Source organism: Rhodococcus sp. PSi06, from assembly GCF_054960675.1.
Window position 1 is genome coordinate 110,253 of record NZ_JBHNYO010000016.1, and the last position, 21,574, is coordinate 131,826.

A 21,574-nucleotide genomic window follows, 5' to 3' on the forward strand; every position below is an offset into this window, starting at 1 on the left:
ACTTCCGACTACCTCAGCCGATGATGGCCCAACCGTGGGGCGGAACGCTCAGCCGTCCGCCATCGAGATTCGCCTCACCGGCGATCACGGCGTCACCCTCGACTGCGTAGCCAACTGCCTCGTCGCCGAGATTCAATGCCACGGTGATCGATTCGTCGTCGGCGAAGGCTCGGTAGAGCAGTGCGGTGTTCGTGAGCTCGAGCGTCTCGGTGCGTGCGGAGTACAACCACGGATTTCGCCGCCGGACACCGATGAGTTCTTGGTGGATATGGAACACCGGCCAACCGTACGGAGCCAGGTCCTCGGATGACTCCGGGTACTCGGGACGCACCTCGTCGTCACCACCGACCCGATCCTCCTTGACGCCGCGGAAGGCCTGCTCGTCGCCGTAGTAGATCATCGGCATCCCGCCGACGGTGAACAGAACCACCAACGCGTGCACCAGATGTCGCTCGTCTTCGATGACGCTGGCGATGCGATTGACGTCGTGGTTTCCGACGAACGTGGCGGGTACGAAGGCATCCAACCAGCCGTTGTGCCGCTCGAGGGCATGCGACAGTTCGAAGAAATTGAGCTCGCTCAGGCCGCTCCAGATCGCCTTCCACAGTTCGTACTGGGTGACCGAATCCAGTGTGGAGGCAGAGACGATTCGGTCGTATTCGCCGTGGATGACCTCGCCGAGAAAGTATGCGTCCGAATGCTTTTCCCGCACCTTGGGCAACACCACGGACCAGAACCGGGGCGACACCGCGTAGGCCGCGTCGAGCCGCCAGGCGTCGACGCCACGTTCGAGCCAGTGCGAGAGCACGTCCACGACGTACTGCTGCACATGCGGGCTCTCGTGGTTGAGTGCCACCAGTTCGTCGTGACCCTCGAAGTTTCGGTGCGTCGGCTCGTCTCCGGACCAATCGAGGTGAAACCACCCGGCAGCCTCGGACTCCGGGCCCTGAGCCAAAGCCTCGCGGAACTTCGGGAAGCTCTGCGCCACATGGTTGAAGACGCCGTCGAACATCACCTTCAGGCCGCGGGAGTGGGCCGCGGAGATCAACGAGTCGATGTCCTCGTCGGTGCCGAGCCTGCCGTCGACGTGGTAGTAATCGACGGTGTCGTAGCCGTGCTTCTCGGACTCGAAGATCGGACCGAGGGCGATGCCCGAAGCACCGAGTTCGAGTGCGTAGTCGAGCCACTTCTCGATTCTGCTCAGCCGGTGCAGATCCGACTGGGATTCACCGTCCCAACCATGTACCGGTGCGCCGGTGAAACCGAGCGGATACAGGTGCCACCAGATAGCGTGCTTCGTCCACTCCATCATGACTCCATGATGGAGTCGCGGCCCAGTTCGGCAGCACCGGTGTGACCGGACAAGCTGGTCACCAGATCGAATTCCGCAATCAGGCAACGTAATACGTGCGCAACACCCTCCTGCCCACCGAGCGCGAGGCCATACAGGAACGGTCGGCCCAGAAGAACTGCGTCGGCACCGAGAGCCAGCGCCTTCGCCATGTCCGCGCCGGTGCGCACCCCGGAGTCGAACAGAATCGTCAGGTCGTCACCGACCGCATCGACGATGGACGGCAGCGCGTCGAGAGACGGCCTGGCACCGTCTATCTGACGTCCGCCGTGGTTGGAGACCACGATGCCGTCGACTCCGTGAGCGACGGCCTCTCGGGCGTCGCCCACGGTGCAGATGCCCTTGAGCACGATCGGACCGTCCCAGTGCTCACGCAGAAAAGACAGGTTCTTCCACGACAGTCCCGGGTTCGGGAACATCTGCGCCCAATGCATCGCGGCGGCAACGGGATTCTCCTCCACCGGCTGGGCCAGCCCGGCCTGGAACGCCGGGTCGGTCAGATAGTTCTCGATGCCGAGGTTCGCCAGGAACGGTAGGTAGCCGCGGTCCAGGTCGGCGGGCCGCCATCCGAGCAGCGTCGTGTCGAGAGTTACCACCAAGGTGGTGAATCCGGTGTCCTTCGCACGCTGCAGGAAGCTCAGCAACACCGACTCGTCCGTCGGCCAGTAGAGCTGGTACCAGCGCGGCGCATCGCCGCCCGCCTCGGCGATCTGCTCGAACGAATGCGAGGCCTGAGTCGAATGTATGTATGGCACACCGAGTTCCGCAGCCGCTCGAACGGTCGCGAGTTCGCCCTCGGGGTGGGCAAGGGTCTGAATTCCCACCGGTGCGATCAACAACGGAGCAGGCATCTCGGTACCGAGCACAGTGCAGGCGTGATCACGAGCGGCAGAACTACGCAGCATTCGCGGGGCGATGGCCCACTTGTCGAACGCTGCCCGGTTCGCCCGAGCCGTCGATCCGCTGCCCGCGCTCGCCACGATGTAGCCCAGAGCCTCGGGCGACAGCTTCTCTGCGGCCTGATCCACCAACCTCGCCAAGTTGGTCGTGATCGGCGGTGTCTGCTGGGCGAACATCCCGGCGGCATAGATGCCGAGTTGGTGATCGCTGAAGTTGCTGGGCCTGGCCTCGGTCATCTTTCGACCCTACCGGGGCACCGCCGACGATCGGGCGAGAAAGGCGTCCAGCAGAGTCGAGCATCGGGCCCGGGCTGCGAGTTCCGCGTCGGCGATGTCTCTTCTGATCTCGTCCACATCCACCTCGTGTTCGATACCATCGCGGTCCCACGCAGCCGCCCATGCGTCGTAGGTATCGACGTCGATCTCGGGATGGAACTGCAACCCGAGGTGGGGGCCGAGAACGAACGCTTGTTGCGCGGCCCGGTTACGGGCGATCACGGTGGCCTGAGGCGGCGCATCGAAGGTGTCGCCGTGAAACTCCATCCACGGGCCCGGTCCGATGAACGTGGGATCGGAGGTCTCGACGTCGACGAATCCGTATTCGGGCTGCTCGGACTTGCGTACCGATCCGCCGAGAACGCGAGCGAGCAGCTGACCGCCGAAACACACACCGAGAATCGGGACCTGCGCATCGATCGCCTCCTGCACATACGCGATCTCCGGAGCAAGCCAGGGCAGCGTGTCGTCGTAGGCGGCGTCGGGCGAGCCCATGACCACCATCACCTGCGCGTCGGACAGCAGCGGCGGTGCCACGTCGGGGCTGTGGTCGAAGGAATGCACGTCCAACTGGAAACCCCTGGTGCGTAACTCGGCGGCGAGGGTGCCGATATCGCGCCGCGCCAGGATTGGATCCTGATCGTGGACGAGCACTACTGCACGCGGTTCGTTCGTGAGTGTCACAGGGCTCCTTTACGGTGTTCGTGCACACCGTACGACAGACTGGATCCGATGCCACCTCGTAGACGCACTGCCCGATCCACCACTGCCCGCACCGTCAAGGCCGGGCAGAGCAGCGCTGCGCGAAAGTTCGCGGCCGCGAAGAACGGTGAGCCTGCCGCGACCCAGAAAGAAGCTGCACAGAAGAAGGCTGCACCCCGCAAGAGAGCGGCCCCGCGCAAGACTTCGCCCCGCAAGTCCGCCTCCCCGGATCTGCGGGTTCCCGATCCCGGCGAGCGCGTGTGGGTGTTGGACGTACCGTTCGAGGATCGCTCTGCGGCGGGTGCGGCCGGCGCGCGGTGGTACCCCGGACCGCGAGTGTTCGCCTACTACGGGACCGAACTGCCCGAGTACCTGCAGCCCTACGAGTCGATGCCGTACAGCCTGCAGCGGTGGCTCGAAGACGACGCGAACGACAGTTGGCGTGACGAACAGGTGCGGGAACGGGCGATGCAGCCTCGCGACACCCAACTCGAATCGGTCCGACGCCACCTCGCCGCGCTCGAGGCCGGATTCCCGTACTTCGCACAGATGGATTCGACGGGTCTGGGCAAGACGCTGGCGGTGTGCGAGGCGGTACGGCAGATGTCGGCGGCCGAGATCGGGACCGTTCTGGTGGTTGCGCCCAAGGGTGCCTTACCAGGATGGCGTCGCACTATTGCCGACAGCGAGGCCGATATCGAACCATCCGACCGCAAGCGCTGGCTGCTGATCACGTATCAGTCGACGAAGAAGCTGCTGTCGGTTCCGCCCGAGACCGATCTGGGCAAACGCAAACGGACACAGAACAAACGGACCATCTCGCTCGGTGAGCTGCGATTCGAGATCGACGTGGTGATCGCGGACGAGTCACACGCGCTGATGAACATCGAATCTCAGCAGTCGCAGATTCTGTGGCGGTACCAGGAGGCGGCCCGATCCGTGGTGTGGATGTCTGCGACGCCCGGCTATCAGCCGCTGCACTTCGCGTACATGGCCCGCGCAGTCGAGCGCAGCCGTGGGGTCGAGATACTGGGCGACGACGAGTATCTCGGCTATGCGGTCACGATGAAGTGGGCGGAGTTCCTCATCGAGTCCGGGTTCGCCGTCAAGGCAGGCAAGGCGACGACGGGGTTGACCACGTGGCGGTGGGAGCCCGAGGACGCGGCGAAGCGGGCATCGGACATCGCGGCAGTGCACGGTTGGCTGTCGGGCGGCACCGTGCCGTGGTCTCTTTCGCGGCCGTCCCCACCGACGCCTCGGGAACCCCTCGGTCAGGAACTGACGGCTGCGCAGAAGCGTCTCTACAACTCAGCGTGGGTGGACTACCGCAAGGAAGTCGGTCTGCCGATCTGGAAGGCCGTCGGCGGAAGACGAGTACTGCAGAAGAACCCGAGTACCCGCGCGGCGACGCTGAGGTTTCGCCAAAAGTGTTCGTACCTCCGCATTCCCGCGTCTGCAGACCAGGTTCGAACGTGGGTCAAGGCAGGCAACCAGGTGTTCGTCTCGATGTTCTACCGGGAGTCGGTCGCGGCCTTGGCGCAGACCTTGCGGGACGAGGGCCTCGACGTCGCCGTGGTCGACGGGAGCATGAGCAGCCCCGAGCAAGAAGCGTCGATCCGACGTTTCCAGACCGGCGACGCGTCGGTCATCGTCTCGACCACAACCAGCGCGATCAACCTGCACACCAACGAATTACTGCTCCCCGAGGGGACGGTGTCCACTCTCGCCCCACGCGTGACGCTGATTCACGATCCTCGGTGGACACCCATCGACATCAGGCAGATCGAGGGCCGCGCCAACCGTATCGACAAGGACCACAACCACACCACGTCGACCTGCTACTACGGCTACGCCGAGGGCACCGTGGAGGAAGAGATGGTGCTCACCGGTATCGAGCGGATCGCAGATCTGGGATCCATCGTGGGACAAGCGGATCTGATCGACCCCGAGGCATTCCTGGCCGCGAAAGTGGACGCCGGAAAATAGCGACAATCGTGACCATTTCTCCATCTCGGTGGCGTAGGTTCGGTCCCATCGGCATCCGCCGGTAACGGGCTCACCCCAGCACCAGGAGTGGTCATGATCGTTCTCGGAATCATTCTCGCCCTCATCGGCTACTTTGCCGGCATTTCAATTCTGACCACTATCGGCATCATTCTGGTGGTCGTCGGCGCAGTTCTGACGTTGCTCGGTTCGATGGGTCGCGCAGTCGGTGGCCGCAAGACGTGGTTTTGACGTACGCGCGTTAGAACATACGTTCGAGTTCTGCTAATCTGAGCGAGCCCCCGGAGTTGGCAACGCAGCCAGCCGAGCCACTTCGGGCGGTCCATATCGGGCGGTAGATATTCTCGAAGGCGGTTGCGCGCGATGGCATCCGGCGAGCGTGAGTGCGACCCGGTTGCCGGATCGCTCTATCGCGTCGGCGATCGGTGGGCAGAACGGGCCCCTACCCACTGCACCAACGGCCATCCACTCGTCGCAGGGTCGGTACTGGTGGGTTCACGTGCCTGCTCGTGCGATCGAGGCCATCACCGTACGCATCAATGCCAGCGGTGCAGTCTCGTCCGTTTCACCCCGGAACTCGGCCCGGCGTGCAGTGATGCCAGTTTCGATTCCCGCGCTGCGCGATCACAACCGGCGATCGTGGACAATCGGGAGCATGAGCAACAGTGAAGCCGTCGTCGACCTTGTGCAACTGAGGCACGATTTCACGCGCTTCATGATGAGTTACAAGTTCGGGATCGACGAGCTGATCACCAAGATCAACATCCTGAAACAGGAATTCACCCACATCCACCGCTACAGCCCCATCGAGCATGTCTCGTCGCGGCTCAAGACGCCCGAGAGCATCCTTGACAAGGCCCGGCGGAAAAAGTGCGCACTGACTCTGGACGCCATTCGCGAGAATATCTTCGACGTCGCCGGTGTCCGCATCACGTGCAGCTTCATCTCCGATACGTACCGCATCGCGGACATGCTCAGTAGTCAGACTGACGTTCGAGTAGTCGAGGTCAAGGACTACATCGCGAACCCGAAGCCCAACGGCTACAAGAGTTTGCACCTCATCGTCGAGATCCCGGTGTTCATGTCCGACCGCGTCCAACCGGTACTGGTCGAACTACAGATCCGCACGATTGCCATGGACTTCTGGGCGAGCCTCGAGCACAAGATCTTCTACAAGTACCGGGGCGAAATTCCGCCCACCCTGTTGGCGGAACTGACCGAGGCTGCCGAAACGGCCAACACGCTGGACGAGAAGATGGAGAGTCTGCACGACGAGGTAGAGGAACTGAACGGCGATTCCGAGAACTCCATCACGCTCGGTGCCATGCCTCCGATGGCCCTTCCTCCCGAATTGCTGCACATGCTGCTCACCGCGCAGGCCGAGGCTATCGATCCGGACTGACAGATCCTTCGAAGAACGACAACCCCGCTGCTCGACGGGTGAGCCAGCGGGGTTGTGTCCTGAAGGCGCTATCCGACGTGTACCGGGGTGTCGCCGACGGGGAGGTCGTCCTTCTTCGCGCGGACGAGCACCAGCACGACCGGGCTCACCAGCGCGACGAGAATCGCGGCGGTACCGAATGCCCAGGCATAGCCGGAGACCTCGGCCGAGAACGCGTGGTCGATCGTCGCGAGCACGAAATCGCGGATCGGCTCCGGCAGCGCGGCGAGCATCTCGTCGCTGGGCACTTCCTGGCCGGCGAGAGCTTCCGCGGGAACTCCGGCGGGCGGCGTGGGTGCCGGATTCTCGGCCAGGTACGAGGTCTTGGACGAGGTGTAGACGGTGGTGAACACCGCAGCACCGAGCGCGCCGCCGACCTGAAGGGTGGCGTTGATCAGTGCCGATGCGGCACCGGCGTCGTGATCCGGAACGCCGATGAGTGCGACGTTCTGCATCGGGACCATCAGCAGACCGAGACCGAGACCGAGAAGCACGACGCCCGGCAGGACGTGCGTGAAGTACGACGTGTCGACGCCGATCTGGGTCAGCAGCAACAGGCCGACTGCGGAGACGATCGGGCCGACGGCCATCAGCGGCTTGGGTCCGATCTTCGGCACGAGCGCGGAAGCAAGTGCGGCCGTGATCAGGATGCCACCGGTCATGGGCAGCGATGCGACGCCGGCGATGACCGGACTCATCTCCAGCACGATCTGGAAGTAGAACGTGAGGTACAACGTGCCACCGAGCAGGGCAGCGCCGATGACGGCCGAGCCGATGTAGGCGGCACCGCGGTCCCGGTCGAGCAACACACTCAAGGGCAGCAGCGGGTTGTCGGACTTGGATTCGACCACGACGAACGCAGCCAGCAGAGCAAGACCGAGCGCAATGAAAGAAATCGTGGGAACCGTCGCCCAGCCGTCCTCGGCCTCGGTGAAGCCGTAGACCAGCGATGCCAGCCCCAAGGCGACGAGGATCGCTCCGGGCAAGTCGTAGCGGGTGTCTCCATGGGCCTTACTCTCCTTCACCAGCGGCACCGCCGCGGCAATGGCGATCACTGCGACCGGGATGTTGACCAGCAGGCACCAGCGCCAGTTCGCGTATTCGGTGAGCACTCCACCGAGGAGCAGCCCGACCGCCGCGCCGCCACCGGCGATGGCGCCGAAGACGCCGAACGCTTTGGCACGTTCCTTGGTGTCGGTGAACGTCACCGTCAGAATGGCCAGTGCTGCGGGCGCGAGCAGCGCAGCGAACACACCCTGGCCGGCGCGGGCGATGAACAGCTGCCAGCCTTCCTGGGCGAGTCCGCCGATAGCGGATGCTACGGCGAAGCCCGCCATGCCGACGATGAACGAGCGCTTACGTCCCCAGTAGTCGGCGATGCGTCCACCCAGCAGCAACAACGCGCCGAATGCCAGGGCGTAGGCGGTGATGACCCACGTGCGGCTGGTGTCGCTGATGCCGAGGTCCAGCTGAGCCTGCGGCAGCGCGATGTTGACGATGGTGCCGTCGAGCACGATCGTGAGCTGCGTGATGGCGACGATGCACAGCACCAGCCATCGGCGCTCGTAGTTCGGATTCGATTCCGGCGCTTCGCGCTCGGAGTGCTGCGACATGCTTCTACCCCACTCGTACTCGTTGATTCTGGGCACGAAAAATGTCCCGAGAAAAATGTAGGCCACTCGGCACCGAGTGTCAAACGAACTAGTTGGTTGGGGGTATGGTGGCCGCCATGAAGCCTGACGCCAGCGCCACCCGCGCCCGCATCGTCGTCGCCGCCCGCACCGAATTCTCGGTGCACGGCTTGGCCGGGGCCCGGGTCGATCGCATCGCCGTCGCAGCCAAGGCCAGCAAGGAACGTCTGTACGCCTACTTCGGCGACAAGGAAGCCCTCTTCCGGGCCGTCGTCGAGGACGGGTTCGCGCAATTCATCGCCGAGGTACCGTTCTCCGTCGACGACCTCGGCGGTTACGCTGCGCGCGAATACCTCCATCTCGCAGCGCATCCCGAGGAACACCGACTGCTGCTGTGGACCCAGCTTCAGGGCGGCATGGCAGCATCGGGCGACGATGACATCCACTCGGTCATCGCACAGCGACACCACGCCATGGAAACAGCTCAGCGTGACGGACTCATCTCGAACGCCTACACGGTCGACGACCTGATCACCATGATGTTCGGCATCACCTCGGCATGGATGACCGCGCCGAGAGTGGACCGCGGGCCGGCCGACGACGCAGAAATTCGACGTCGAGCGTCGAAAATCGAGGCAGCGGTGCGGCGACTGTGCGCTCCGTAGCGCTTTCTATGCTTCTCTAGCCCAGTTGCAAGAGAGCGGAATACTGGTCAATGGAGGCCGGTACTCGCAAACGCGCGCGCATTCGTCAGACGCGCGCAAGCTGGTGTGTCCAACCCGCTCGCGTATGGCTATTTCGCGCGCGTCTGTAGGCCTATCGACTGTTGGCACGCCCGACATCGGCAAGAATTGCTGCTTCACGATCGGCCGAGAGCCCGACGGCGGGCCGGTCGTTTCTCGTGGGTGCCACACCATCCACAGACTGCAGCCACGTCCACGTGTCCGCTACGGTCTCCTCGATCGGCCGTGCCCGAAGCCCCTCCGCATATGCCTTCGATACGTCGGAGCCGTGCAGCGAATCATGATCTGCGCCAGGCGGAATCCAGATCGGTAGCTCCGTCCAAGGCCCCACGCCGGCATCGAGCAGCACGTCCGGTTCGACCCAACGCAGCCGAGCGTCGGATCGGGTTGCGTCGATACACGCCTGCAGAACATCGCCCATAGTCGCGTGTCCGGGCCGACTCACCACGTCATACGGGCCTCCGAGTCCACGGGCGGCTGCGTCCAGACTCCAGCCGACGAGATCGCGCGCGTCGATGTACTGAAGCGGGAGATCGGCGGGGCCGGGTGCCAGTACATCCCCCGCGCGCTCGATTCTCATCAGCCACCAGGGCAGACGGCCGATGTTCTCGTAGGGTCCGAGAATCAGTCCAGCCCGAATCAACAAGGCTCGATCGCCCAACGCATGAACGACGGCTCGTTCACCGGCAGCCTTCTGCCGGGCGTAGTCGCTACCGAATCCCATTACGGTCGGCCATGTTTCGTTTGCGCCAGCTGCCGGTGCGTCGTATACGGACCGGCTCGACACGTAGATGTAGCTCTGCACTCGATCCGCCAACTGTGCAACAGACCGTTCGACGGCCGTGGGATCCGAAGACCACGTATCGAACACCATGTCCCAGTGTTCGTCACGGAGCGCCTCGAGTCCGTCGGGTGCGAGGCGATCACCACGCAACGCGGTGACTCGCGCGTTCGGCGGGGTACTCCCGCGATTGAGCACCGTGACATCCCATTCACGGGCAAGGGCATGTTCGACGGCCGTTCGCCCCACGAAATCGCTGCCGCCGAGGACCAGTAGCTTCATGTCTTCAGTGTGCAGGGCGACCGGGACTCATTCCGTCCGATTGGTACAGCTGGAGCTCTGCTGACAGCAGCAACGCACGATAGCTCCTTCTAGGCGAATCTTCCCCTGGAGCTAGAGCGCTGAATATTCACCTACCGACGCGCTCGATCAGTTTCATCGCATCGAAGGGCGCGTATCCCTTGATGTCGTTGTCGAAGTACACGAAGACGTCCCGTCCCGCCGACGTCCACTCGGTAATCTTCTGCGCCCATCGGTCGAGGGCCTCGTCGGTGTAGCCGCTGGCATACAACTCCTCGTCCCCGTGCAACCGGGCGTACATGAAATCAGTTGTGGGCGTGTCGATGTACGGGTACTTTCCGGCGGTGTCGGCAACAACGATCGCAATACCGTTCTCGCGCAACAATTCCACCGCCGTGTCGGAGGCGAAGCTGGCATGCCTGGCTTCCACACAGTGCCGCAGCGGCCGAGACGACGCGGCGGGCAACGACACTCGATCCTCGGCCAGCTTGTCGTCTCGCGACTCCGCCAACGAGACTGCAGCGGAAACAGTTCGAGGCAGTAGGGCACAGAAGTCTGCTACCTTCTGCGCGTCGAATTCGAGGTTGGGCGGCAACTGCCACAGAAACGGCCCCAGTTTGTCACCCAGTGTCAATACCCCGGTGGCGAAGAAGTTCGCGAGTGCGGTCTCGACACCGACGAGTCGCTTGATGTGCGTGACGTATCGCCCACCCTTGATGGCGAACACGAAGTCGTCGGGGGTTTCGTCGCGCCATTTGGTGAAGCTCGACGGCTTCTGCATGGCATAGAAGGTGCCGTTGATCTCGATGGACGTCAGATGCTCCGACGCATAGCCGAGCTCCTTGCGGTGCGCCAAGCCCGCTGGATAGAAATCGCCCCGCCACGGGGCGTACGTCCAACCGGAGATCCCGATCAGAACCCGTGGTCGATGCTGCGCGGACATGAGCAGACTGTAGACGGGCAGTAGCGTCGTCCTTGTGCGATCCGCCCCACGACACGTCCGGATACCGACGTTCCTGTTCGCTGGCGTGTTCGCCTACGGGACGGTCGTGCATCTCGTCCAACTGGCCGTCGGCGGCGGAGATCCCTATCCAGGTGTACCCGCAGTCATCGCATGGTTCTTCGTCGCACTGGTCGTCCTCGATCCGCTCGCGGCGGTTCTCATCGCGCAGCGCAGAAGGATCGGACTGCTGCTCGGTTCCACCACACTGCTGCTCGACGCGGCGGCCAACGCCGTGGTGAATTACCCACCGCACGACTCGGCCGTCGGCGTGACGGCCGGCCGCGTCGGCCAGGCTGTGGTGACGGCCCTCGCGATACTCCTCGTCCTCGCGACGCCGCGGCTCTGGCGCTGGTATCGGTAGCCTCGATGGCATGCAGCGCCCATCGGCTTTCGGCTCCCTGGCGCTGGTCTGCGCGTTACTCGCCGTCAGCTGCGCCGACGCAGCAGCCGAGCGTCACGACCAGCCGACGCCGCGCCAGGCCGCCGCGGTACCGGGTGTCGGGCTGACGACGGAACCAGCCGCGATCACGACATCCATGGTGGCGGGAGTTGCTGCAGAGTCGGATCCGACGACGCACGAGGTCGGTGTCGAATCGTCGACCACCGAGGTGCGGACATCGGGGTGGGACGAGTTTCCGTATCTTCGCTACACCGTCTCGGTGCAACCGGGAACCCAGAGAACGACGCTCACCTGGTCGGGTAGATCGGTCAACACCAACGATCTCGCGATGCACGTGTGGAACGACAAGACCGACGAGTGGGGCCCGGCACTCGCGGCCGCAGCACCTGCCACACCCGGCGGGGAGATCCAGCTCAGCGCGGAGGTAGCCAGTGAGAGCGGCACTGTCGAGGTTCTCGTCATCGACAGTCCTCGCGCGGATCGTTCCTTCGCCGAGACCAACGCCACCCCCGACAGGGCTTTCGCGGACGCCGACACCTACGATTTCGCGCTTCAGCACATCACCGATACCCAGTACATCTCGCGCGACGACCCGGGCGTGTACTCGGAGATGACGCAGTGGACCGCCGACAACGCCGACGAGTTGAAGATCGACTACAGCATGCACACCGGCGACCTCATTCAGAGCTGGATCAGCCCCGGTCGCCCGGATACGCAGGCCCGCAAGGAATTCGAGGTAGCCGGCGAGTCGATGAACATCCTCGAGGAAGCGGGCATCGCACACGGCGTGTTGCCCGGCAACCACGACAACATCTGGAACGTCGCCGGCAAATTGGTTCCGGGTGAGCACGAGAAGAATCACGCGCTCTACAACGAGTACTTCGGCCCGCAGCGCTATCGTGATCAGCCGTATTGGGGTGGATCGTTCACCGAAGAAGACAATTCGGCGCACTACGATCTGGTCGACATCGCCGGCGCAAAATTCTTGATGCTCTTCATCGGCTACAACCCGCCGGAGAAGGTCATGCAATGGGCCGAACGAGTTCTCGACGACAACCCCGATCGCAACGTCGTCATCGGCACGCACTACTACCTCGACGAACTCGGCGAGAAGAAGCTGATGGGGTTCGGCGACATCGGATCCAGTTCGGGGCAACAGATCTGGAACCGACTCGTCGTACCCCACGAGTCGGTGTTCCTCGTTCTGTCCGGGCACGTGGACGGCCAGTTCGCCGTGGTCGACGAGAATGTCGGCGACACCGACCGTACCGTCGTACAGCTTCTGGCCGACTACCAGTACTTCGAGGTCGACGGCGAACGAAGTACCGGCTTCCAACGCCTGCTCCAATTCGACATGGACGGTGGCTCCATGGCCGTCACCACCCATTCACCCTCGCTCGACGCATTCGACGTCGAGAGCTACGACATCAAGAACCGATACGGCCCCGAGGACGGCGAGTTCGTCACCGACTTCACGTTGCGCGCCGACGTTCCCCGGGCCGTGATGGCCAACTAGCTGGCACCATGGACTCCACCGGGCCATAATCGATGTCCATGCGGTCGGGTGGACGAGCGGTAGTTCTGACGCTGGTCGCTGCCGGTATGTGGCTGTTCGCGACGCCACCTCTCGATCCCGGAACCGCCGACTTCGTTTCCGCGCCGCCGCCCGTTCCCCCCGCTGCCCCGGTCGTCGAACCACCACCGCTGACGCTCGACGAACTCTCCGCTCGGGTCGATCCGGCCGTCGTCACCCTGACGGCGTCGGCCGGCTACTCCGGAGTTGCCGGCACCGGCTTCGTCGTCGCACCCGACGGAATCGTCCTCACCAACTTCCACGTCGTCGAAAACGCCGCCGACCTCAGCGCAGTGAACATGGGCAACGGACTGATCTACGACGCCACCGTGCTGGGTTACGACAAATCTCGTGACGTGGCGGTCGTGCAATTGATCACCGCGGCAAACCTGCCAGTGGTCGAGTTGGCCCCGGACCCACTTCCCGACGTGGGTGATGCGGTCACTGCCATCGGGAACGCTTCGGGTGCAGGGGTATTGGTACCGGCGCCCGGTGCTGTGACCGCCCTCGATCAGCAGGTGCGCACTCGCAGTTCGGTGGACGGCTCACGTAACACGCTGGACAAGATGATTCGCGTCGATGCCGATGTGCGAGCGGGAGATTCGGGTGGGCCACTGTTCGACGCCTGGGGCAGGGTGGTGGGTGTGAACACCGCCGGACTGTCGGACGAGGCGCGCAACGGCACCGAGTTCACACCGCCACAGGCACCCGAGGCCTACGCCGTCCCGATCGGCGAGGCGGTTGCCGTACTCGATCAGGTGCTGGCCGGGCGATCCGGCGGCACAGTACATGTGGGCCCGACGCCGTACTTCGGGGTCTCGGTGCGTGACGTGTCGGTCTTCGAGAACAAACCGGCGATGGGTGCAGCCGTCGTCTCGGTGAACTCCGATTCTCCCGCGGAGATTCTCGGCTTGTCGGCGGGAGACATCATCGTCTCGCTGGATGGAACGGACGTGCAGTCCTCCGCGGATCTGTCGGAGGCACTCGTCGGTCGCATCCCGGGCGATACCGCCGTCGTGGAGTGGGTGGACGATGCAGGCGTAACCACCACCGGCACAGTCACTCTCGCCCAGGGAACCCCGAGCGCCTGAGGGCGATCAGGCCTGCAACACCGACAACACATTGCCCGCCGGATCTGTGAACCAGGCGATCAACGGCCCACCGTGTCGAAAGATTCCCTTGTCGTCGGTCCCCATATCTGGATACTGTTGGAACGCAACACCTTTTGCGGTCAGCACATCGACTGCAGCCTCGATGTCGACCACCGGGAAGTTGAGGATGGTGTATTGCGCGGGCACGTGGCCGGGACGCGGATAGATCAGTACCGTTGCTTCTCCCAGGTGAAGTTCGAGCATCCCCATCTCGTTCTCGGTCACCTCGAGACCGAGGGTGTCGGCGTAGAAGGTTCGGGCCGCAGGTAGGTCGTCGACGGCGAATCCGGAGAACGGCGCTCGGGCCAGATCGATGGTGGTCATGGACGAATTATCGCGCTCTCCCACGTGCTGTGGGCCGATATCCGAGTAGCGTGGCTTCCGTGACTATTCGCCTCGGTTACCAGATGCCCAACTTCAGCTACGACGGTTCGGTCGCAGAACTCTTTCCCCAGGTCATCGCGCAGGCGCGCGAGGCCGAAGCGGCCGGGTTCGACACCGCGTTCGTGATGGATCACTTCTACCAACTCCCTGGAATCGGCAAGCCCGACGAGCCCATGCTCGAGGCCTACTCCGCGCTGTCCGCCCTTGCGACGGCCACCGACACCATCCAGCTCTCCGCCCTGGTCACCGGAAACACCTACCGCAATCCGGCGATCCTGGCCAAGACCGTCACCACGCTCGACGTCGTCAGCGGCGGTCGCGCGATCCTCGGCATCGGAGCCGGCTGGTACGAACTCGAGCACCAGAGCTTCGGTCTCGAATTCGGTACGTTCACCGATCGGTTCGAGCGTCTCGACGAGGCCCTGCAGATCATCGAACCCATGTTGCGCGGCCAGCGTCCCACGTTCGACGGCCTCTGGTACCAGGTCGAGAACGCGATGAACGAGCCGCGTATTCGCGACGACCTGCCGATCATGCTGGGCGGCGGTGGCGAGAAGAAGACCTTCGGCCTGGCCGCTCAGTTCGCAGATCACCTCAACATCATCTGCGACGCACAGGAATTGCCGCGCAAGATGGCGGCCGTTCAGGCCCGCTGCGAGGAAGTCGACCGCGACCCGAAGGATCTCGAAACGAGCTTCCTCGCGTTCGTCATCATCGACGAGGACGGCGACAAGGCCAAGGAATTGCAGCGCGAGTTCGTGCTGAAGCAGGGCCTCGATCTGACGAACCTGTCCGAGGAGGACGCGGCGAAGGCCACCGATCGCCACTTCTGCGGAACCCCTGACGATGTTGCCGAGCAGGTGCAGAAGCGCGTCCTCGATCAGGGCATCGACGGCGTCATCATCAACCTGATCACCAACGGGCACCAGCCAGGAGCCGTCGAGCTGGCAGGAAAGGCATTGAAGCCTCTCGTCTGAAAAGGCTGTCGCCTGCTCCGCACGTGTGGCGGAGCAGGCGACAACAGCAGGACCCAACCGGTGCTATCGAGGCGGTTTGACTGCCAGCACCGGCTTGGGGCACGAGAGCAGCAGCTGCTGGGCGGAGCTGCCCATCAGCAGTTTGCCCACTGCTGACCGGTGTCTGATTCCGATGACCAGTACGTCGGCATCGTCGCCGTCCATGACGGTGAGCAGTGCGTCGACGGTATCCGGGACCACAGCCTGGTCCAGGACGTACTCGACGCCGGAGCGATCGAGGGTGGCGTGCAACTCCGTCACGGCCGCGGAATCCGCGAATCGCGGATCGGCCAAGGAGTCGCCGGTGGAGGTGTTGACGACCTTGAGGCCGGTGTTGCGGAACTTGGCCTCGGCGATTCCGTGCTCGAGTGCCGCGGCACCGAATTTGTCAGGGGTGTAGCCGACGACGATCATGCATTTTCCTTCGTCTTCTGGAGGGTGGGTGCAGTACGGGGCCGTACGAGCTTTGCCACGAACGGCGCAGCCAGTAGCGCAACGATGACGACGTAGACCACGATGGCGATGGGTTCGGAGAGGACGCTGCTCCATTCGCCGCCGCCGAGCTGCAGCGTCTGGCGCAGTTGACGCTCCACCCGTGGACCGAGGATGACACCGATGATGAGTGGCAGGACGGGTAGTCCGAAGCGCCGCATCATCAGTCCGAGCAATCCGAAGATCAGCAGCAGTACCAGATCGAGCCACTGGAGATTGACGGCGTAGGCACCCAGCACGGCAAAGAACAGAATTCCCGCATACAGGTACGGCCGCGGTGTGCGCAGCAGTTTCGCCCACAATGGTGCCAACGGGAGGTTGAGCACGAGCAGCAGGAAGTTACCGATGAACAAGCTCGCGATCAACGTCCAGATCAGCAGCGGTTCTTTGTCGAACAACGTGGGTCCGGGCTGAATTCCGTATGACACGAACGCGGTGAGCATGACTGCTGCAGTGGCATTCGTGGGCAGACCCAACGACAGCATCGGCACGAGAGTGCCTGCCGCAGAAGCGTTGTTGGCTGCCTCTGGACCTGCAACACCCTCGATGGCACCCTTGCCGAACTCCTCCGGATGCTTGGACAGCTTCTTCTCGGTGATGTACGACAGGAACGTCGGCAGCTCCGCCCCGCCGGCGGGCAACGCGCCGAACGGGAATCCGTATGCGGTACCGCGCAACCACGGCTTCCACGATCGCTTCCAATCGCTCTTGCCCATCCATGAGCGCCCGACGGGAATCACCTCGGCCGGCTTGCGGCGCAGATGCGCAGCGACCCACAGGGCCTCGCCCAGTGCGAATACGGCGACAGCGATGACCACGATGTCGATTCCGTCGGAAAGTTGAGCGACACCGAAGGTGGCCCGGGGTTGGCCGGTGAGGAAATCGATTCCCACGAGTCCGATGGCGAGTCCCAGCAGCAGAGAGATGCATCCGCGCAATTTCGAGCTGCCGAGTACCGCAGTCACAGCGACCAAGGCCAGCACCATGATTGCCAGGTACGAGGGCGCTCCCAACGACACCGCGAAGCGCGAGACGATGGGGGCGAACAACACCAGAAGCATGGTTCCGATCGATCCGGCGATGAACGATCCGATGGCGGCCGTGGCGAGTGCTTGCGCGGCCCGCCCGGCCTTGGCCATCTTGTTGCCTTCGATAGCGGTGATCACCGACGACGATTCGCCCGGAGTGTTGAGCAGGATCGATGTGGTCGAGCCGCCGTACATGCCGCCGTAGTAGATACCGGCGAACATGATGAATGCCGCACTGGGACTGACGTTGTAGGTGATCGGAAGGAGCAGTGCGACGGTCATTGCCGGGCCGATTCCCGGCAGTACACCCACCGCGGTGCCCAACAGCACTCCGATGCACGCATAGAGCAGATTCATCGGGGTGACGGCTTCGGAGAAGCCTTGCATCAGCCAGTTCAGATTGTCCATCAGAGTATTCCGTCCAGAATGCCTGCAGGCAGCGGTATCCCGAGCCCGACGTAGAACGCATAGAAGCTCAGAAGTGAGAGAACGAGCCCGATGGCCAGGTTACGAATCCAGTGTCGATTGCCGAGAATCGTTGCGGCCCCGCCGAAGAGCATCGCCCCGACGATCACCCAGCCCAGCGTGTCCACCAGCACGATCGTTGCCACGAAGAGCCCGACGAGCAGTCCGACGGTCTTCCAGTCGGCCGGAGTAGAGGTGTCGATGTCTTCACCACCGTCCTGTTCACCTCGGCTACCCCTGAGGGTTGCCACGGCGAGCAAGACGGAGCAGACGAGCATCGCGATCCCCACGACGATGGGAATCAGCTTGGGACCCACGGGATCGACCTTGGCGAATTCCGCTGTGAGAGAAAGCGCGTCGACGATCAAGAATACGCCGACCACCAGTAGTACCGCGCAGACCAGGAGCTGCGCGCGGTCCGGACCGACCTTCTCCGACCCAGTCTCACCGCTATCGTCGGTGCGGTCGACCGTGGCGGTCATACGAGTCCCAGTTCTGTGAGTGTCGACTCGACCCGGGCGTCCTGATCTCGCAGGAACTGCTCGAAAGCAGGTCCGGTCTCGAATGCGTCGATCCATCCGTTGGTCACGAGCGCTTCCTTCCATTCTTCGGTGCCGTGCAGCTCGGTCAACGCCGCAACCATCTGTGCACGAACGTCTTCGGGTGTTCCGGGCGGTGCGAGAACACCGCGCCAGTTGGTGAACTGCAGATCGATACCGGCTTCGGTCAGGGTCGGTGCATCGATGCCGGGCAGTCGCTCGGCTCCCGACACGGCCAGCACTCGCACCTGTCCGGCCTCGATCTGATCGATGTACTCGCCCAGCCCCGACGTGCCCGCGGAGATCTTGTTGCCCAGCAGGGCCGTCAACAGATCGCCGCCGCCGTCGTAGGACACGAAGTTCACGGCCGTCGGATCCACGCCCACCGTGCGCGCGGTTTCCATCGGAAACAGGTGGTCGGGCCCGCCCGGAGAGGATCCTCCGCCGATCGTCACCGAGGACGGGTCGGCCTTCCACGCCTCGACGAAGTCGGCGACGGTCTGGAACGGCGAATCCGCGGGGACGAGAATTCCCTCTTGTTCTTCGACGATCTTGGCGAGCGGGGTGGCGTCGGAGACTCGATCGGTCGAGCCGTTGGTGTACATCGCGCCGACGACACCGAGTCCCATCATCATCATCAGGTCGTCGTTGCCTGCCTCGTTCATCAATCGAGCCATGGCAACGGTTCCGCCTGCTCCGATGACGTTGAAGACCTCGACGCGGCCGGTGATGTCGGTTTCCTCCATGATCTTCACTGCGGTTCGCGCGGTCAGGTCGTAACCCCCACCGGGACTGTTGGGCACCATCATCCGGATGCGGTGCAGCCCCTCGCCTTCGTCGCCTCGGGTGACGCCACATGATGCGAGCGCCAGCACGAGCAGTGGGATCAGTGCCAACACCACTGTCAGCCTTCTGGGCATCGGTCCTCGTTTCGGTTCGGTCTCTGTGAGACTGTGATCGGTAGCAAGTATCGATTCCAACGTGATGCGAGTCACTTTTGAGAAACCAATGGAAGTTAAGTTCTTTGTGGTCACGACAGAGTCGACGCGCAGTCAACCGACGACACACCCTCACCCTCGCCGGGCAGTACTTGGTGTTGCAGCTCGCCGTCCTCGCCCTCGTACTCGGTGCCGTCGCCGCGATATCGATAGAGCAGTCCACCGACGAATTTCGCGACCTGCGCGGAGCTCGGATGCTTTCCGTTGCCGAGAATCTGGCGTCGACTCCCGTCGTTCGTGATCAGCTGGACGCGCCATTGGTCGAACGAGTGCTCGCACCCGACGTAGATCGGGCGGTCGCGCTCTCCGGCGCATCGCTGGCAGAAATAGTGTCCACCGACGGTGCTGTGATCGTGTCCACCGATCCCACCCGAATCGGTAGCTCAGCCGCCCTGGGGGACAGCGACGTCCTCGACGGCCGCGGGTGGTCGGGTGACATCGAAGCTGCGGGCATCCGGTCCATTGCCGGCCACGTCCCCGTCCTGGCACCCGATGGTTCGGTGCTCGCCATCGTGACCGTGGCGGAGCGCTACCCGTCTACGTGGACGCTGTTGTCCGAGTCCGGAGCGAGATTGATTCTGTACCTGGCAATCGGTGCCGGTCTGGGTGCCGTGGGGTCGTGGTTGCTCTCTCGCCGGATACGGCGACACACGTTCGGCCTGGAGACAGCAGAGATCGCCAGCCTCGCCGACCATCGAGAAGCGTTGTTGCACAGTATCCGTGAGGGGGTGATCGCCATCGGAAACGACGGCACCATCACCGTGATCAACGACAGCGCATGCACACTTCTCGGGCTCGATCCCACCGTGGTCGGCAAGCAGGTGGACCACGTCGGCATCGACGACGGGGTACTGGACGTTCTGAAGTCCGACGGAGAGGTGGCGGACTTCATCGTCACGACCGCGCACAGGGTGCTCGCACTCAACCGCCGCACCGCCACCAGCCGCGGACAACACATCGGCACCGTCACCACGATGCGTGACAGCACCGAGCTCGCGTCGATGCAGAGTCAGCTGACGTCACACCGCAGTGTCACCGACACGCTCCGCGCCCAGACTCACGAATTCGCCAATCAACTCCATACCATTTCCGGCTTGGCCCAATTGGGCAGTTACGACGAGGTGACAGCCCTCGTCGGCACCCTCACCCGTAGGCGCGCGGAGATCAGCGAATCGATCACCGCACACATCCACGATCCAGCGGTGGCAGCGCTACTCATTGCGAAGACGTCGTTGGCCGCAGAAATCGGTGTGCGCCTGACTCTCGACCCCGCATCCAACCTGAGACCGCTCGACCCCGCGATGTCGACGGACGTGATCACGGTGGTGGGCAATCTGGTGGACAACGCACTCGACGCATCGCGCGAATGCGGCGAGCGTGCCATCACGGTCGTCATCGACGACACAGACGAGTTGGTCATCGATGTCACCGACTCGGGCCGAGGGGTGCCGGAACACATGCGACAATCCGTGTTCTCACGGGGAGTGACCTCGAAACCCGACCAACCCGGCGGGCGCGGAATCGGTCTCGCTCTGGTCCGATTGGTCAGTACGCAACACGGCGGAACAGCGATGGTGGACGACGCCGCTACCGGGGGCGCCAGATTCCGGGTGCGAATCCCGTTGCCGGAACGAGAGAGCACAGGAGAACGATGACCGCATCGACGACCGTCCTCGTGGTCGACGACGACTTCATGGTGGCCGACATTCATCGTCGCTTCGTGGACCGGACAGACGGCTTCAGGGCAGTGGGTGTAGCTCGTACTGCAGCGGAAGCACTCACTGCCATTGCCGAACTACAGCCGGATCTGATTTTGCTCGACGTCCATCTTCCGGATGCATCTGGGCTCGACGTCCTCCGAACGTTACGCGCGCAGAACAACGCCGTAGGCGTCATCATGATCACCGCCGCTCGCGAATTGGATACCGTCAATGCCGCGCTGACCGGTGGTGCCACGGACTACCTCATCAAACCGTTCGAGTACGTGAACCTGAGAGACAAGCTCGACGCGTTTCTGGCGCGCCGGAAGGCTCTGTCCACGGATCGGCTCGACCAGGGTGTCGTCGACGCTCTGTTCGGTCGTGGAACCGCCGCCGCCGAACGCGTGCAGTTGCCGAAGGGAATGTCCGCCGAGACAGGGAAGTCGGTGCTCGACGTCATCACGCCGGGAACCGAATTGTCGGCGAGTGAATGTGCCGATCTCGTCGGGATTTCGCGCGTGAGTGCACGCAGATACCTCGAGCATTACCTGACACACGAGATTCTCGATATCCGGCTGCAGTACGGCAGGGCCGGGCGACCCGAACGGCTGTATCGCCGTCGATAGTGGCACGCCGGCATACCTCCAGCAGTAGCCACGACGGCGTGAGCAGTGGCATAGTTCCCCCGTGGCTCAGC

Annotated in this window: 21 protein-coding genes; 10 read left to right on the plus strand and 11 right to left on the minus strand. The window is 63.4% G+C overall.

Annotation, left to right across the window (positions count from 1 at the left end; translation table 11 throughout):
• Positions 1-13: 13 nt before the first annotated feature.
• Genes ACFI9K_RS20445 through ACFI9K_RS20455 form a run of 3 tightly spaced genes read right to left on the minus strand, consistent with a single transcriptional unit; the run spans position 14 to position 3,210 of the window.
• Complete coding sequence (locus ACFI9K_RS20445) at positions 14-1,309, minus strand: alpha-amylase family protein (protein WP_462665236.1); 1,296 nt, start codon at positions 1,307-1,309, stop codon at positions 14-16.
• On the minus strand, positions 1,309-2,487 hold the full coding sequence (locus tag ACFI9K_RS20450; protein WP_462665209.1) for an alpha-hydroxy-acid oxidizing protein: 1,179 nt from the start codon (positions 2,485-2,487) through the stop codon (positions 1,309-1,311). Before ACFI9K_RS20450 ends, ACFI9K_RS20445 begins: the two co-directional genes overlap by 1 nt.
• A 9-nt stretch (positions 2,488-2,496) precedes the next feature.
• A complete protein-coding gene (locus ACFI9K_RS20455) occupies positions 2,497-3,210 on the minus strand; it encodes a type 1 glutamine amidotransferase (RefSeq protein ID WP_462665210.1) in 714 nt (237 codons plus the stop codon).
• Positions 3,211-3,258: 48 nt separating this feature from the next.
• Here ACFI9K_RS20455 and ACFI9K_RS20460 point away from each other — a divergent pair, with 48 nt between their 5' ends.
• The 3 genes from ACFI9K_RS20460 (at position 3,259) to ACFI9K_RS20470 (ending at position 6,634) form a co-directional block, all read left to right on the plus strand.
• Positions 3,259-5,214: a helicase-related protein gene (locus tag ACFI9K_RS20460; RefSeq protein ID WP_462665211.1), complete on the plus strand. Its 1,956-nt coding sequence runs from the start codon at positions 3,259-3,261 to the stop codon at positions 5,212-5,214.
• Between the two features lie 93 nt (positions 5,215-5,307).
• Positions 5,308-5,463, plus strand: coding sequence for a DUF6131 family protein (locus ACFI9K_RS20465; RefSeq protein WP_094611554.1), 156 nt, complete (start codon positions 5,308-5,310; stop codon positions 5,461-5,463).
• Positions 5,464-5,887: 424 nt separating this feature from the next.
• Positions 5,888-6,634 (plus strand): GTP pyrophosphokinase, encoded by a 747-nt coding sequence (locus ACFI9K_RS20470; RefSeq protein ID WP_462665212.1) that lies wholly within the window; start codon positions 5,888-5,890, stop codon positions 6,632-6,634.
• 68 nt (positions 6,635-6,702) lie between these two features.
• Here the strand turns inward: ACFI9K_RS20470 and ACFI9K_RS20475 are convergent, their stop codons facing one another.
• On the minus strand, positions 6,703-8,286 hold the full coding sequence (locus ACFI9K_RS20475) for an MFS transporter (protein WP_462665213.1): 1,584 nt from the start codon (positions 8,284-8,286) through the stop codon (positions 6,703-6,705).
• A gap of 116 nt (positions 8,287-8,402) precedes the next feature.
• Between ACFI9K_RS20475 and ACFI9K_RS20480 the strand changes: the two genes are divergently transcribed.
• Positions 8,403-8,969, plus strand: coding sequence for a TetR family transcriptional regulator (locus ACFI9K_RS20480; RefSeq protein WP_462665214.1), 567 nt, complete (start codon positions 8,403-8,405; stop codon positions 8,967-8,969).
• A 151-nt stretch (positions 8,970-9,120) separates the two neighbouring features.
• On the opposite strand, the gene ACFI9K_RS20485 is transcribed toward ACFI9K_RS20480, so the two are convergent.
• Both ACFI9K_RS20485 and ACFI9K_RS20490 read right to left on the minus strand, forming a co-directional pair.
• Positions 9,121-10,110, minus strand: a complete 990-nt coding sequence (locus ACFI9K_RS20485) for an NAD-dependent epimerase/dehydratase family protein (protein WP_462665215.1) — start codon at positions 10,108-10,110, stop codon at positions 9,121-9,123.
• A 127-nt stretch (positions 10,111-10,237) separates the two neighbouring features.
• Positions 10,238-11,071 (minus strand): DUF72 domain-containing protein, encoded by an 834-nt coding sequence (locus ACFI9K_RS20490; protein WP_462665216.1) that lies wholly within the window; start codon positions 11,069-11,071, stop codon positions 10,238-10,240.
• A 34-nt stretch (positions 11,072-11,105) separates the two neighbouring features.
• Between ACFI9K_RS20490 and ACFI9K_RS20495 the strand changes: the two genes are divergently transcribed.
• Genes ACFI9K_RS20495 through ACFI9K_RS20505 form a run of 3 tightly spaced genes read left to right on the plus strand, consistent with a single transcriptional unit; the run spans position 11,106 to position 14,195 of the window.
• Complete coding sequence (locus ACFI9K_RS20495; protein WP_283311086.1) at positions 11,106-11,492, plus strand: hypothetical protein; 387 nt, start codon at positions 11,106-11,108, stop codon at positions 11,490-11,492.
• 10 nt (positions 11,493-11,502) lie between these two features.
• Positions 11,503-13,047 (plus strand): metallophosphoesterase, encoded by a 1,545-nt coding sequence (locus ACFI9K_RS20500; RefSeq protein ID WP_462665217.1) that lies wholly within the window; start codon positions 11,503-11,505, stop codon positions 13,045-13,047.
• Between the two features lie 38 nt (positions 13,048-13,085).
• On the plus strand, positions 13,086-14,195 hold the full coding sequence (locus ACFI9K_RS20505; protein WP_462665218.1) for a S1C family serine protease: 1,110 nt from the start codon (positions 13,086-13,088) through the stop codon (positions 14,193-14,195).
• Positions 14,196-14,201: 6 nt separating this feature from the next.
• Here ACFI9K_RS20505 and ACFI9K_RS20510 read toward each other — a convergent pair whose 3' ends face one another.
• Entirely contained in the window at positions 14,202-14,579 is a 378-nt protein-coding gene (locus tag ACFI9K_RS20510; protein WP_462665219.1) for a VOC family protein, read from the minus strand.
• Positions 14,580-14,638: 59 nt separating this feature from the next.
• Here ACFI9K_RS20510 and ACFI9K_RS20515 point away from each other — a divergent pair, with 59 nt between their 5' ends.
• The gene (locus ACFI9K_RS20515) at positions 14,639-15,616 is read left to right on the plus strand and encodes an LLM class F420-dependent oxidoreductase (RefSeq protein ID WP_032379391.1); all 978 of its coding nucleotides are present in this window, start codon (positions 14,639-14,641) and stop codon (positions 15,614-15,616) included.
• A 63-nt stretch (positions 15,617-15,679) separates the two neighbouring features.
• Here the strand turns inward: ACFI9K_RS20515 and ACFI9K_RS20520 are convergent, their stop codons facing one another.
• The 4 genes from ACFI9K_RS20520 to ACFI9K_RS20535 are packed head-to-tail and all read right to left on the minus strand — an operon-like array spanning position 15,680 to position 19,099.
• Complete coding sequence (locus ACFI9K_RS20520) at positions 15,680-16,069, minus strand: universal stress protein (protein ID WP_283311078.1); 390 nt, start codon at positions 16,067-16,069, stop codon at positions 15,680-15,682.
• A complete protein-coding gene (locus tag ACFI9K_RS20525) occupies positions 16,066-17,583 on the minus strand; it encodes a tripartite tricarboxylate transporter permease (RefSeq protein WP_462665220.1) in 1,518 nt (505 codons plus the stop codon). Before ACFI9K_RS20525 ends, ACFI9K_RS20520 begins: the two co-directional genes overlap by 4 nt.
• Positions 17,583-18,122: a tripartite tricarboxylate transporter TctB family protein gene (locus ACFI9K_RS20530; RefSeq protein WP_037172412.1), complete on the minus strand. Its 540-nt coding sequence runs from the start codon at positions 18,120-18,122 to the stop codon at positions 17,583-17,585. Before ACFI9K_RS20530 ends, ACFI9K_RS20525 begins: the two co-directional genes overlap by 1 nt.
• Positions 18,119-19,099 (minus strand): Bug family tripartite tricarboxylate transporter substrate binding protein, encoded by a 981-nt coding sequence (locus ACFI9K_RS20535; protein WP_283311075.1) that lies wholly within the window; start codon positions 19,097-19,099, stop codon positions 18,119-18,121. The genes ACFI9K_RS20530 and ACFI9K_RS20535 overlap by 4 nt, the downstream gene beginning before the upstream one ends.
• A gap of 104 nt (positions 19,100-19,203) precedes the next feature.
• Here ACFI9K_RS20535 and ACFI9K_RS20540 point away from each other — a divergent pair, with 104 nt between their 5' ends.
• Both ACFI9K_RS20540 and ACFI9K_RS20545 read left to right on the plus strand, forming a co-directional pair.
• Positions 19,204-20,832: a sensor histidine kinase gene (locus tag ACFI9K_RS20540; RefSeq protein ID WP_283311073.1), complete on the plus strand. Its 1,629-nt coding sequence runs from the start codon at positions 19,204-19,206 to the stop codon at positions 20,830-20,832.
• The gene (locus ACFI9K_RS20545) at positions 20,829-21,503 is read left to right on the plus strand and encodes a response regulator (RefSeq protein WP_283311071.1); all 675 of its coding nucleotides are present in this window, start codon (positions 20,829-20,831) and stop codon (positions 21,501-21,503) included. Before ACFI9K_RS20540 ends, ACFI9K_RS20545 begins: the two co-directional genes overlap by 4 nt.
• The last annotated feature ends 71 nt before the right edge of the window (positions 21,504-21,574 follow it).